At 39.0% G+C, this 13,764-nt stretch carries 11 protein-coding genes; 10 read left to right on the top strand and 1 reads right to left on the bottom strand.

Annotated elements, in window-relative coordinates; genetic code table 11:
• Positions 1-157 precede the first annotated feature (157 nt).
• The 9 genes from IQ242_RS04950 (at position 158) to IQ242_RS04910 (ending at position 12,286) form a co-directional block, all read left to right on the top strand.
• Complete coding sequence (locus IQ242_RS04950) at positions 158-8,566, top strand: putative Ig domain-containing protein (RefSeq protein WP_228020825.1); 8,409 nt, start codon at positions 158-160, stop codon at positions 8,564-8,566.
• 227 nt (positions 8,567-8,793) lie between these two features.
• On the top strand, positions 8,794-9,012 hold the full coding sequence (locus tag IQ242_RS04945) for a type II toxin-antitoxin system HicB family antitoxin (RefSeq protein ID WP_193959228.1): 219 nt from the start codon (positions 8,794-8,796) through the stop codon (positions 9,010-9,012).
• Positions 9,009-9,188, top strand: coding sequence for a type II toxin-antitoxin system HicA family toxin (locus IQ242_RS04940; protein ID WP_193959227.1), 180 nt, complete (start codon positions 9,009-9,011; stop codon positions 9,186-9,188). The genes IQ242_RS04945 and IQ242_RS04940 overlap by 4 nt, the downstream gene beginning before the upstream one ends.
• A gap of 200 nt (positions 9,189-9,388) precedes the next feature.
• Positions 9,389-9,670 carry a hypothetical protein gene (locus tag IQ242_RS04935; protein ID WP_061431492.1) on the top strand — a complete coding sequence of 94 codons (282 nt, stop codon included), beginning with the start codon at positions 9,389-9,391 and terminating at the stop codon, positions 9,668-9,670.
• Positions 9,657-9,881, top strand: a complete 225-nt coding sequence (locus IQ242_RS04930; RefSeq protein WP_002766959.1) for a DUF2283 domain-containing protein — start codon at positions 9,657-9,659, stop codon at positions 9,879-9,881. Before IQ242_RS04935 ends, IQ242_RS04930 begins: the two co-directional genes overlap by 14 nt.
• Positions 9,882-10,327: 446 nt before the next feature.
• Positions 10,328-10,522: an NAD(P)H dehydrogenase subunit NdhS gene (locus IQ242_RS04925; RefSeq protein WP_002759298.1), complete on the top strand. Its 195-nt coding sequence runs from the start codon at positions 10,328-10,330 to the stop codon at positions 10,520-10,522.
• A gap of 2 nt (positions 10,523-10,524) precedes the next feature.
• Positions 10,525-11,199 carry an HAS-barrel domain-containing protein gene (locus tag IQ242_RS04920; RefSeq protein WP_002759297.1) on the top strand — a complete coding sequence of 225 codons (675 nt, stop codon included), beginning with the start codon at positions 10,525-10,527 and terminating at the stop codon, positions 11,197-11,199.
• A 593-nt stretch (positions 11,200-11,792) separates the two neighbouring features.
• Positions 11,793-12,008 (top strand): hypothetical protein, encoded by a 216-nt coding sequence (locus IQ242_RS04915; protein ID WP_110578570.1) that lies wholly within the window; start codon positions 11,793-11,795, stop codon positions 12,006-12,008.
• Entirely contained in the window at positions 12,005-12,286 is a 282-nt protein-coding gene (locus IQ242_RS04910; protein WP_193959226.1) for a type II toxin-antitoxin system mRNA interferase toxin, RelE/StbE family, read from the top strand. The genes IQ242_RS04915 and IQ242_RS04910 overlap by 4 nt, the downstream gene beginning before the upstream one ends.
• Before the next feature lie 58 nt (positions 12,287-12,344).
• On the opposite strand, the gene IQ242_RS04905 is transcribed toward IQ242_RS04910, so the two are convergent.
• Positions 12,345-12,680, bottom strand: coding sequence for a hypothetical protein (locus IQ242_RS04905; RefSeq protein ID WP_193959225.1), 336 nt, complete (start codon positions 12,678-12,680; stop codon positions 12,345-12,347).
• Positions 12,681-12,974: 294 nt separating this feature from the next.
• Here IQ242_RS04905 and rpe point away from each other — a divergent pair, with 294 nt between their 5' ends.
• A complete protein-coding gene (gene rpe / locus IQ242_RS04900) occupies positions 12,975-13,682 on the top strand; it encodes a ribulose-phosphate 3-epimerase (protein ID WP_061431496.1) in 708 nt (235 codons plus the stop codon).
• The last annotated feature ends 82 nt before the right edge of the window (positions 13,683-13,764 follow it).

Genomic DNA, 13,764 nt, shown 5'->3' with positions numbered 1-13,764 from the left:
TATCCCCTTAAATATTAATCCACCTACAGATATTGATGGGGATACTTTAACGGTTTCTGTCACTCAATTACCAGATAACAGCAAAGGAAAAATAACTTTAGCTGATGGTACAGTTATTAATGTGGGTGATGAGATTTCGATTAATTCTCTAACTTCTTTGCTTTACACACCCCTAGCAGATGTTAATGGTAATGGCGGCAATTTTGTTTATACTGTGAGTGATGGTAAAGGCGGTAGTGATAGTCAAACCATTAGTTTTATTATCAATCCCAGTAACTTAATTGTTTCTGCTGTTTCCGCGAATAATGCTCCTGAATTTACGACTAATCCTGAGTTAGAGATTATTGTCGGTAATGATTATACTTATGATGCAAATGCCGTTGATGCGGATAATGATACCTTATTCTACTCCCTCTCCCTTGCCCCTGATGGTTTAACCATTGACAATAATACTGGTGTTTTAAGTTGGCAATCCCCAACAATCGGCAATTATAACATCTCTATTTCAGTGGAAGATGGTAAAGGGGGAAGGGATACCCAAACTTATAATTTAGGGGTAGTAACCAACGTTATTGATTCTCAACCAAATCGTCCTCCAGTATTCGTTTCCAATCCCGTCGTTTATGGTAATCTCAACACTGAATATCGTTATGATGCTGATGCGACTGATGCTGATAATGATAATTTAACCTATTCTGTCATCAATGCCCCTAATGGCTTGGTAATCAATCAAAATACAGGTGTTGTTACATTCACTCCCACCGTCTTAGGAGAAAGCAAGATAACCTTACAAGTTGATGATGGTAAGGGTGGTATTGCGACTCAGGCTTATACTTTATTAGTCTTAGAAAAAGAAACGAATAATTATGCACCTGTGATTATCAGTGAACCCGTAACACGGGCTACTAAAAAGCTAACTCAAGGTGAATCGGAAGTAATAGACTTGTCAACATGGTCAAGAGTACAATATGAGCTTAATTCTCAATCCGATGCCAATTGGATACTGAGTTCTGACAATACAAAAGTTGAACAAACAATTAATGCTGATGCGAGCATATTATTAAGCGACTTTAACCTTAATAGTGACAGAATTGAAGGGAGTTGGCGAGTTAATACATCTAACGATGATGATTTTATGGGTTTTGTCTTTGGATATCAAGACTCTCAACATTTTTATCTTTTTGATTGGAAACAATCTAATCAAGATGATTTATTAGGATTTGCAGAACAAGGTATGAGTATCAAAGTAGTCAATGCTGATTCTGCTCTTACGGGACGAGATTTTTGGTCAACTATTGGTAATGAAGATAGGGTGAAAACAATATTCCATAATACAGTCTCTTGGTCAGATTTCGTAGATTATCAGTTTTCCTTAGATTTTACCCCAGGTGAATTTACGATTACAGTGAGTCAAGGAGACACGATTTTAGAATCTGTAACTATTGAGGATGATACATACACCTCTGGCCAATTTGGATTCTATAATTATTCTCAAGGTAATGTTATTTATCAGGGATTTACTCAATCCGAAATATTTTCAGGGGAATATTCCTACGATGTAGAAGCGATCGATCCTGATGAGGATAATTTAACCTATTCTTTAGTTAATGCTCCTCAAGGAATGAGCATTGATAATTTAACAGGAGAAATTGTTTGGAATACAGCAGGTAAAACTGTTGGCAACTATGATATTTCTGTTAAGGTTACGGATAATCGTGGGGGTGTGGATACTCAAGAGTTTGTTATTGCGTTAAATAATGCTTTATTAGGAACAATTGAAGGGGTTAAATGGGAAGATGCTAATGGTAATGGAATATGGGATTCAGCTAATTTTGAAGACTTTGTTGATATATCATCCATGAGACTCAAGGGTGATAGCAAAATAGTTAATTCTAAAATTGCCAGCAATAAAGACGTTTTAAGATTAGCAGAATCAGAATCATTTTCATCGGGAAATGCTTTACTCAAAAATCTTTTTAGCTTTGTAGGAGAAAATGGAGAAAATTTATCTTTCTCTACTAACTTTAGTTTTTCAATCTCTGATTCGAGAGGACTACCTAGAGATGAAGATGGTGAGGGTGCGGATGGACTTTCCTTTATTGTTAGTCCAACAGAAAACGTAGGAAGTGCTGGGGGAGGAATTGGTTACGCAGGTTTAAAAAATACTGTTGTTATTGAACTAGATACTTACAATAATGGTAAGCAAGATCAAAATAATGGTAATCATATTGGTATTAATGTTAATGGAAGCACAACTTCTCTTGTCCAGACAAATATTGCCACTAGATTTAATAATGGTGAGATTTGGAATGTTTGGATTGACTATGACGGCACATCAAACCGATTAGAAGCAAGAGTTTCTCAAAATTCTAATCGTCCTGTCGAAGCAACAGTTTTCTCTACCGTTAATATTCCTGATATTCTAGGACAGAATGACTTTTTTGTTGGTTTTACTGCGGCTACAGGTCAGGCAGTAGGAAACCATGATATTATTTCTTGGAAATTTACTAACGATGAACCTGCTTTAGAAGGAATTACCGTCTATGTTGACTCAAATAATAATGGCACTTTTGATAATAATGAGCCTAGTCAAATCACCGATGAAAACGGAAAATATCAATTCACTGGGTTAGAAGCAGGTACTTATATTGTCAGGGAAATTGTACCCACAGATTATAAACAAACATTTCCTAAAGGATTACCTAGTAGCATTGCTAATCCAGATTTTTATACTATAAAACTCAAAGCAGGAGAAACTGTTAGTAACATTAATTTTGGCAACCAAAAAATTGATCAACCCATAGCTAACCAAGCTCCCGTATTCACTAGCACAGCGCCTCAAACTGCCCAAATAGGACAATTATTAACCTATCGAGCCACTGCTACCGATGCCAATAATGACAGGTTAACCTATAGCTTACTCAATCAACCTGAAGGCATGGCAGTTGATGCAGAAACTGGTAGCTTAATTTGGCAACCGAAACAAAGTCAAATCGGTAATAATCGAGTAGTTTTGCGAGTGTCTGACGGTAAAGGAGGCATTGCTACTCAAGAATTTTTCCTCAATACTAAAGGGATTAACACCCCACCGCAAATTATCTCCTCTCCTAACACCGTTACCCTGATTAATAATACCTACAGCTATGAAGTAAGAGCCACTGATTTTCATAATGATACCCTAACCTATAGCCTGATTAATCCCCCGGAAGGGATGACCATTAATGCCAATACTGGACTAATAGCATATACCCCTACTAATTTAGGAAAACAAACCGTTGAAATCAAAGTTAGCGATGGTTTTGGTGGGACTAATACCCAATCCTATCAATTACAAGTTTTAGCCACATTAGACAACAATTTACCTAGTATTACCAGCACACCTAAAATCATCATTGGTGCTGGGGGATTATATCAATACGATGTCGAGGCTAATGATCCCGAAAATACCGCTATTAGCTACAATTTAACGGTTAAACCCAATGGGATGACTATTGATACAAATACAGGTTTAATTACTTGGCAAACTCAAAACACCACTAACGGTGATTTTCAAGTTACAGTCACAGCGACGGATGCAAATGGTGGAATTGCCTATCAAAATTACTATATCCGAGTTACCCCTAATCAGGCACCGATTATTAGTTCTCAGCCGTTAGAATTAGCTCAATTAGGCGTTACTTACAAATATGATGTTATTGCCAAAGATGCAGATAACGACACTTTAACCTATAATCTCTTACAGGCTCCTCAAGGTTTAACTATTGATCAATTTGGCCGTATTCGTTGGCAATCTGCATCCCAAAATCAAGGTATTTATCCTGTGACGATTCAAGTCAGCGATGGACGCGGGGGAATCACCACTCAAACCTATAACTTAACCCTTAGCAATGATGATATTACTAATCCGGTAGTGGAATTAGGCTTTAATAGTAACCTGATTAATATTGGGGAAAGTATTAATTTCCAAGTTCGAGCAACGGATAATATCGAAGTTAAAACCCTCACTTTGACGGCTAATACAACTCCGCTAACTCTTAATCCTAATAGTCCCAATGGACAAATTAATACTGCTACTTTTGTCGGTCAAAAAGCAGGACTTTATCAAATTATTGCTACTGCTACCGATGCAGCTGGTAATCAGGATACAGAAACAATTGAAGTGCGGGTACTTGATCCCAGTGATACCAAAGCACCTGTTGTTGAAATTAACAAGACTAACTTAGAAGCCACCCAAGGCATTATCAAGTCACCTACAGATATTATTGCTACCATCACAGATGATAACCTCGAATTTTATCGAGTGGAAATTGCCCCGATTGAAGCAGTTGATTTAAGCAATATCGGGGAAAATGATCCAGATTATACTTTATTGACAAAAGGCACTAAGAATGTTACTAATCAGCAGGTAGCTAATCTAGATCCTCGTTTGTTAGCAAATGGAAGTTATCTAATAAAAATTACCGCTTTTGATTTTAGTGGTAATGGTAATGTTCAAGGCGTTATTTTAAATGTGACGGGACAAAATAAACCGGGTGACTTTTCTTTAGAATATACTGACCTATCTATTCCTTTAACTGGTGTTCCCATTGAAATTATCCGTCGTTATAATAGCTTAGAAAGTGCAAGCAAAGGAGATTTTGGCTATGGTTGGGATTTAGGTTTACAAGATGCCAAAATTGTCGAATCTTCCACCGATGGACGAGATTTAAGTGAGGCTAATTCCGATTTCTTTGGAACTTCTAATACCTTCTCCGTCGGGACACGAGTAACTTTAAATACTCCCGATGGTCGCCGCGTTGGATTTACTTTTAATCCTGTACCAGTTTCTGCTAGTTTTCTCGGTGCAATTTATGCTCCTAAATTTACTCCCGATGCTGGTGTATTTGATAAATTGGAAGTAGAAAACACTCCGTTAAGTATTCGTAGTAATGGTACAGTAGGAGCCTTTCTCTTTAGTTTCTTGGGTTATAATCCCTCGCAATATAAATTAACCACCAAAGATGGAACGGTTTATAAGTATGATCAGAATTTTGGTTTAATTGATGTCACCGACAGAAATGGCAATAAATTAACCTTCTCCGATGAGGGTATTACTAGCTCAACGGGTGCTGAAATTGACTTTATACGAGATAGTCAAGGTCGCATTACTGAAATTATCGATCCTGATGGTAAATCTATTAAATATGTTTATGATAGCAACGGTGATTTAATTGAGGTGATTGACCGCACTAATAACACCACCGAGCTAGTTTATGATGACCCCAATCGTCAACACTTCTTAACAGAAATTATTGATCCCTTGGGACGCAGTGCGACTCGTACAGAGTATGACGAAAATGGACAAATCAGCAAAATTATTGACGCTAATGGTAACGAATTAAATATCGCCTTTGATAAGGCTACTAATAGTCAAACTGTTAAAGATCCTTTTGGTAAGACTATTACCCGGGTTTTTGATGCTCAGGGTAACGTCATTCAAGAAGTTGATCAATTAGGGGGTATTACTTTACGCACTTACGATGAAGATAATAACCTGTTAAGTGAAACCGATCCCGAAGGTAATATCACCAGTTATACCTATGATAGTCGAGGTAATAAGCTGACAGAAACCGATGGGGAAGGTGACAAGAAAACCTTTACTTATAACCAAAGTAACGACATCTTGACAGAGACTACTGCTTTAGGTTTTGTCACCACTTACACCTATGATAATAACGGTAATCTCACCAAACGGAAAGACACAGAAGGTAATGTTACTGAATATAAATATGACTCCTTGGGACTTTTAACCACTGTCACCGATGCTAATGGTAAAATTAGTAACTTTAAGTATGATAATCGTGGTAACTTAACTGAATTAACCGATCCTACGGGAGCAAAAACCACCTTTACCTATGATAGTAATGGACGAGTAGCGAGTGTTACTGATGCTTTGGGTGCTATTACTAATTATATCTATGATGCTCAAGGACGCTTGATTGAAAAAGCTGATCCTGAAGGGAGTAGTTGTGGTTGTGCAAGGGGTATTACTAAAACCGAATATAACGCCGCTGGGGAAAAAGTAGCCGAAATTGACGCCTTAGGAAGACGCACAGAATACCGTTATAATGATCGTGGTTTATTGATTGAAACCATCTTACCCGATAGCACTCCTGATAATTTAAGCGATAACCCTCGCACCCAAAATGAATACGACGCTTTAGATCGTTTAACGAGTTTTATTGATGAATTAGGACGTAAAACTATCTATGTTTATGATGCTTTAGGGCGAGAAATTGAAGTAATTTATCCTGATAGTACCCCTGACAATTTAACCGATAATCCCCGCACTAAGAAAGAATACGATAAAGCTGGGCGAAAAATTGCCGAAATTGACGAATTGGGTAATCGTACCGAATATGACTATGATAAGAGCGATCGCCTTTTAACTGTTACTAATGCCCTCAATCAAATTACTAGCTATAATTATGATGCAGACGGGCGACAAATTGCCAAAACAGATGCGTTAGGGCGCATCACTGAGTATGATTATGACGAGCTTGATCGCCTTCTTACCACAACTTATGCTAATAATACGGTAATGACTACCACTTATGATCCTTTAGGACGAGTGATAGCAGAAACAGATTTAGCAGGAAATACCACTAATTATGAATATGACGCTTTAGGAAGACTAACGGCGGTAATTGATGCTTTAAATCAACGTACTGAATACAAATATGACTTAGTGGGTAATTTAATCGAGCAAAAAGACGCAAATGGTAACATCACTAAGTTTGAATATGACAGTTTACGCCGTCTAAAAGCTACCATCTTACCCGCAGGACAACGTAACGAGACAATTCACGACAAAATCGGTAATTTAATTAAAGTAACTGACTTTAACGGAGCAGTCACCACCTATAAATATAATGAGCGTAACTGGTTAACCGAAAAATCCTTCTCTGATGGTACAGCTACGGAAACCTTTACCTATACCTTGACGGGGGAATTAGCTACCGTTATCGATAATCGAGGGATGACAAATTATGTTTATGATGAGCGTGACAGATTAATTAGTCGTACCGAACCCGATAACCGTACTATTAGCTATACTTACGACAAGGCTAGTAATATTCTTACCTTAACCGTACCTTCAGGCACAACCACTTATACTTATGATGGGTTGAATCGCCTTGATACTGTTAAAGATGCCGATAATGGAGTAACAGACTACGATTATGACGCGGTAGGTAACTTGGTTAAAACCGTCTTCCCCAATGGGGTGATTGAAAATCAACAATATGACTTATTAAATCGCTTAACCTACCTCGAAAACCGCAATGATACGGGTATTATTTCTAGTTATACTTATACTCTAGATGCAATGGGTAATCGAGTGAAAGTGGTAGAAAATGATGGTCGTACAGTGGAGTACAATTATGACAATCTCTATCGTTTAACCCAAGAGAAAATTACTGACACTGTAGCAGGTAACAAAACGATTACTTATAGTTTTGATGCAGTAGGAAATCGTTTAGAAAAAGTCGATTCAGTGGCAGGTAAAACTACCTATAACTATGATAAAAACGACAGATTATTAAAAGAAATCCTTGGCGGAAATGTTACCCAATATCAATACGATGAGGAGGGTAATCTCCTTGCTAAGGTAGAAAATGGCGCAACTACCACTAATTATGAGTGGAATGCTAAGGGTGAATTAACCGCAGTAGAAGTCACGGAAAACGGCGAAACCGGACGCATCGAGTTTGAATATGATCATAATGGTATCCGAGTGGCGATTAATGTGGATGGTGAGGTGACTCGCTTCTTAATCGACAATAATCAACAGCAATACGCCCAAGTGATTGAGGAATATCAAACTAATGGTACAGTTAATACTACCTATACTCACGGTTGGGATTTAATCTCTCAAAATGACGGTGCAAATCGGATTTACTATCAAGTGGATGGTTTAGGTAGCACTCGTTTAATGACGGGTAATAATGGTTCTGTTATCGTAGAATATGATTATGATGCTTATGGTAATTTAACCCGTAAAGTAGGGGATGCGGAGAATAATTATCTGTTTGCGGGTGAGCAGTTTGATGAGGCGGTAGATGGTTATTATTTACGAGCAAGGTATTATGATCCTAATACCGGGCGTTTTGCTTCCGTTGATCCGTTTGAGGGTTTCAATAATCAACCGATAACCTTGCATGATTATTTATACGCTGGGGTTAATCCGGTAAATGCGATCGATCCTAGTGGGGAAGCAGCCTTGATAGAATTTAGTACGCTTACTGGGAAGATTGCTTTTGCTGCATTTTTAGGGGCTACATATGGAATAGTTGGGAAAGTGACTTGTGTAGCAGCTTCAGGAGAAACAATTACACTTGAAGAAATTGCAATTGCAGGACTTTTTGGAGCGGCAGTGCCCGTTATCATCGGCCTAGTTACTGCATCACTTAGCATAGGTGCTTACAGTTTTCTGTGGACAACAAAAATTAATCCTTTTATTGTAAAGCCTGCTACTGGTGCTCTATTAGGATGCGACTATATTGACATTATTGTAAATATTGTCTAAATGCTCAGTGCGATCGCCGCTCTTGTAGGGTGCGTTAGGCGGTGATTATCTCTGATAAAAAACTCAAATTAACAATCCGCGCCCCACGCACCAACTTTGTCATTAAATTGGTGCGTTACGCTTACGAAGGGCGCACCCTACGAATTAGATCTTGTAGGTTGGGTTGAGGAACGAAACCCAACATTATCTGTATTATCATAATTAATAAAACATCTAAGGGAATTTTCATGAAAGCAGAGTTTACCGCCATCATTGAGGCAGCAACAGAAGGAGGATATTGGGCGATTTGTCCTGAAGTGCCTGGTGCAAATGGTCAAGGAGAAACCATTGAAGAAGCCAAAGAAAGCTTAAAAAGTGCTATTCAACTAATTTTTGAAGATCGTTTAGCTGATATTCGTCGAGGACTATCAAAAGAGGCAATTGAAGAGACTATTTCTATTCCATGAAACGTAAAGAATTAGAAAAAAAGTTACGGAGAGCGGGTTGCTATCTTAAGCGAGAAGGATCTTCTCATTCTCTTTGGATTAATCCTCAAACTGGAGTCACTGAAGCCGTGCCACGACATATAGAAATCAAAGAATTTTTAGCACAAAAAATTCTCAGAAACTTGAATGTCGAATAGTGCGATCACCCGATCTTGTGGTGCGATCGCCGCTCTTGTAGCCGCTCTTGTAGGGTGCGTTCCCTGAAACCTTTGCGACTGCGACATGATTTGATATTGGGGAACGCACCACCCTTAAGGTTATGGTTACGGTGTTGGGGGTTTGGGAAGGAGAATTTAGACTAAAATAGATAACAGATAATTAGCAAAGTCTGCTCATAATGCCGAATATTATCTGGTCGGATTACTTACAATATCGAGCCAAACTGAGAGGATTTGAACTTGCTAAAATAGAAGAGATTCTCAAATACTCTGGAGAAAGGTACTACGATACTGAAACGGGTCGTCTTATTGCCGTAGGCAAGCATGATAATCGTTTAGTAATTATTCCTTATGAATACGATGATAATTTTATAACTCCTGTCACCATTCATGCGACAACACGCCAACAAATTCGATTTCGCCTAACAACTGGGAGATATACTATCCATGAGCAAACCTAAAATGAGATACTTTGAACAAGAAGACATTCTTCATTTAACTATTTCTGATGAACCAGAAGCTAACAGTGTAGAAATTAATCCAAATATTACGGCTGAACTTAATGATTTAGGAGAATTAATTGGCCTAGAGATTACTAATGCTAGTTCTTTTATCCGAGATTCAATTTTAGAGTCAACCCAAGGAAAAATATTAAATTTGTCCCCCCAATGACTTATTGAGTGCGATGCCGAAGGCACTGCCTAGCAGTACGCCGATCTTGTAGGGTGTGTTAGACGGCGATTATCTTTGATAAAAAACTCAAATTAACAATCCGCACCCCACGCACTAACTTTATTATTAAATTGGTGCGTTACGCTATCGAAAAGCGCACCCTAGGAGTTAGTGCGCTCCCCTGTGGCTGGGGTTGAGGGTTGAATAGAGCAAATTATAAATTATTAAAGCAAAATCGATGAGAACCATTCCCTTAACTTTAGAACAGCTTATTTAAGCAGTACAACAATTGTCGCCTGATCAACAAATTGCGATCGCCTGATCGGGTAGAGAACAGGGACGTATTGCCTAAGAAGGATAACAGAAGGTAGGGGTAAGTCACGACTCCCTGATCACTAATTTTTGATAAGCTAAGAGACAGTAATTATAATTTCGTCGTCAATCCTATGATTTTGCCAGGTAGTACCGTTCGAGTCACCAATCCCGATGATACCTACTATAAATTTGAAGGTTTAGCCCAGCGTTTAAGCGATGGGAAAGTGGCCGTTCTTTTTGAGGGGGGCAACTGGGATAAGTTAGTCACCTTTAATCTCTCGGAATTAGAAGAAGTAATTATTGCCCCAGCTAAAGGCAAAAAATAACCATGCGTCCACCCTTACCGCAATTGGCTACGGATAACCGCCATCCCGATCATATCGCCGAAGTTATCGAGACGACGACGACCGAGTTTTTAGCGCAATGTTTGGAACCAGAGGAGTTAAACTTTCCTTTTATGCCCGCTTTTGGTAGTTGGGTAAAAGCCTACGATGAAGAAACGGGTAATAAAATTTTTGGGATTGTCACCTTTGCCACCACTGCACCCATCGATTCGGTACATCGCGCTAGAGCTTTGGGGTTGTCCTTGGCTGAATTGCGGGAACAACAGCCGCAGATTTTCGCTATGTTAAAAACGGAATTTCGGGCAACTATTGTCGGTTTTGAAACCCTGCCTGGACAATTTAATGGCAATGGTGCCGGGCGAGGTTATATCTATCAATATATTCCTCCCCGTCCCCCACAAATTCATCAGGCGGTTTATCAATGTGAGTCGTTAGAAGTGGTTTATTTTAGTGAACAATTAGACTTTTTACGAATTTTATTACAGGTCAAAAATACTCCCGTGGAAGCTTTGGCAGCTGCTTCTATCCGTCAGATGTATCAATTGCGTCAAGCCGATCGACAATGGTTAGTGAATGTAGGCAGACAGTTAAGTGTTTTACTTAAAGATGATTATGATCGCTTGCGTTATATTCTCAGTCAAATTCATATTAGTCCTTAGATGATTCGGCGTTGTCAGATCAGAAGAGGAAAGATGCAATGCTCCGATGCTGATTCGGAGCATCTTTCCATTTGACAAAGCCGATTGTAGGGCTAATTCATGAATTAGCCCTACGCCGATTGTAGGGCTAATTCCACTGCTAAATCGAGTGACTCTTGTTCCCCACTTAAGCCCAACTATCGGCACTATTCGTTCATTAAACACTAATTGTCAAGATGCCATGTAATCTTTCCTATCAAAGTAATTTCAGTTCCGGTGCTGATTCGGAGCATCTTTCAATTTGACAACGCCAAAAATGGGTTCTTCGTTACTTGGTATGGTTCTATAGGGTGGCATAAATCGACTAAATCCTTATCTGGTAAGAGACTTAATTGATTAGAACGTAGGTTGGGTTGAAGTATGAAACCCAACGCCCGCATGGGTTACGCTACCGCTAACCCATCCTACAAATAATTGTGCCTCCCTACTTAGTTAGTTATAAATAGTTGACTAGACAAAAAATGTCGATATAATAAATGGTTATGCGGTAACTCTCGCTATTTTTAGCCTTGATTGTAAACCCTAGATAGTTTAGTTGATCGCCCCTTAAGAAAATGGCAATACAAACAACCTTTGCAGAGATTCTAGAAGCAGCCGAGCAACTTCCCCTTGAAGATCAAGAAAGTCTCATTCATATTTTACAGAATCGTCTTCGAGATCAAAAAAGAACAGAGTTGGTTAGAGATGTTCAAGAAGCTCAACAAGAATTTGCACAAGGTCAATGTCAACCCCTGACACCTGAACAAATCATGGAGGAAATCCTTTCGTGAATTTTGTTTTATTACGCTCCAATATATTTATTAGAAATGCTCGAAAAATTTTGAAAAAACAGGCTTTTTTAGTTCAAAATATCCCAGAAACTTTAGCTTTATTATCCGTAGATCCATTTCAAGCTCGATTAAGAACACACAAATTAAAAGGGGAGCTTAAAGATTCTTATGCTTGTAGTGTCGGCTATGATTTAAGAATTGTCTTTAAATTCGTTGAATATGAGCAGAAACAGGCAATTCTTTTAGAGTCAATTGGGACTCACGATGAAGTTTATTAGTGCGGATGATTATTGCGCTCAGTTTGGAGAAACCGAACCAGAATCAAGATAAAAAACCCTAAGATGTTTCATTAACAGATATTTCAGCTTTTTTGAGCGCAATTTGCCATTCTAAGTCAGCTATTTCTCGATCGAGTTCGGCAATTTCACTATTAACTTGCTTTAAATCGGCGATAATTTCTTGTTTACTGCGTTTTCTACCGTAGATAGCCAGTTCATCCTCTTGTAATTTCTCAAGGATAGAGTCTAGGGAACCGGTTAAATCGGCCGAGGGACTATCCATAATACCTAAACGCATTAAGACCTGTACCGCTTTGAGAACGTCTTGCTGATAAGCTTCTCTAGAGGGGTAATCTTGGGGGTTTTTGAGATTTAAAGCGTCAATGATATTCATATTCCATCTTATGAAGGTTAAATGCGAAACTGTGATTATGTCACACTTATATACCTCAAGTTTCTAATAAATTCCCTAACGGGGATGGCAATATCTTTCATTTTAGAGTAGAAATGATTGATTGTCAGTAGCGGTTATTGCAGTACAACAATTACAAATTTTTGTCTGTTACAATTTATACAAAATGCTCTGGGATTACCCCGACTGAAAACTCAAATCCGATTAGTGATCACTGATCACTGATTGCTGATAAGATTGTTACGAAAATATAAACACGAAATTCTATAGTTAGCCATGACCCAAAACGGAAGCTCGAAGTCGATCGTAGTCTCTCCCTCGATCCTATCGGCGGATTTTAGTAAATTAGGAGCCGATATCGAGGCTGTGGATAAGGCAGGAGCCGATTGGATTCACGTTGATGTGATGGATGGTCGTTTTGTCCCGAATATCACCATTGGACCCCTGATTGTCTCCGCTATTCGTCCCTATACGAAAAAACCTTTAGATGTGCATTTAATGATCGTGGAACCAGAAAAATATGTGGCTGACTTTGCGAAAGCGGGTGCTGACATTATTTCTGTTCACGCTGAACATAATGCTTCTCCCCACCTCCATCGTACTCTTTGCCAAATCCGCGAACTCGGTAAACAAGCGGGTGTGGTATTAAATCCCTCCACTCCCTTAGATTTAATCGAATATGTGCTGCATTTGTGCGATTTAGTCCTAATTATGAGCGTTAACCCCGGTTTTGGTGGCCAGAGTTTTATCCCGGAAGTTGTCCCCAAAATCCGTCAATTACGTCAAATGTGCGATGAAAGAGGCTTGGATCCCTGGATTGAAGTGGATGGCGGCTTAAAACCGGCTAATACTTGGCAAGTTCTCGAAGCGGGTGCTAATGCGATTGTAGCAGGTTCGGCGGTATTTAATGCCCCCGATTACGCGACGGCGATCGAAGGTATCCGTAACAGCAAACGTCCCCAACCTCAATTAGCCACCGTTTAATTGCCGCGGGGGTGGGTTAGCTGTTGATTAATTAGGGTCTGCTGAAAAAGTTTTTTGTGGGGACAGGGTGTGGGGTGTGGGG

Origin of the sequence: Microcystis sp. LEGE 08355 (assembly GCF_015207185.1) — a bacterium.
In the GTDB taxonomy this organism is placed as follows: domain Bacteria; phylum Cyanobacteriota; class Cyanobacteriia; order Cyanobacteriales; family Microcystaceae; genus Microcystis; species Microcystis panniformis.
Note: the sequence above shows the minus strand (reverse complement) of the source record. Positions and strands in the feature narration are given on the sequence as shown.

Excerpts from the sequence above, each read along its gene's own strand:
- IQ242_RS04945 (WP_193959228.1), top strand. The coding sequence starts at position 8,794 with ATGAAAGCAGAGTTTACCGCCATCATTGAGGCAGCAACAGAAGGAGGA.
- IQ242_RS04940 (WP_193959227.1), top strand. The coding sequence starts at position 9,009 with ATGAAACGTAAAGAATTAGAAAAAAAGTTACGGAGAGCGGGTTGCTAT.
- IQ242_RS04935 (WP_061431492.1), top strand. The coding sequence starts at position 9,389 with ATGCCGAATATTATCTGGTCGGATTACTTACAATATCGAGCCAAACTG.
- IQ242_RS04930 (WP_002766959.1), top strand. The coding sequence starts at position 9,657 with ATGAGCAAACCTAAAATGAGATACTTTGAACAAGAAGACATTCTTCAT.
- IQ242_RS04925 (WP_002759298.1), top strand. The coding sequence starts at position 10,328 with ATGATTTTGCCAGGTAGTACCGTTCGAGTCACCAATCCCGATGATACC.
- IQ242_RS04920 (WP_002759297.1), top strand. The coding sequence starts at position 10,525 with ATGCGTCCACCCTTACCGCAATTGGCTACGGATAACCGCCATCCCGAT.
- IQ242_RS04915 (WP_110578570.1), top strand. The coding sequence starts at position 11,793 with ATGGCAATACAAACAACCTTTGCAGAGATTCTAGAAGCAGCCGAGCAA.
- IQ242_RS04905 (WP_193959225.1), bottom strand. The coding sequence starts at position 12,680 with ATGAATATCATTGACGCTTTAAATCTCAAAAACCCCCAAGATTACCCC.
- rpe (WP_061431496.1), top strand. The coding sequence starts at position 12,975 with ATGACCCAAAACGGAAGCTCGAAGTCGATCGTAGTCTCTCCCTCGATC.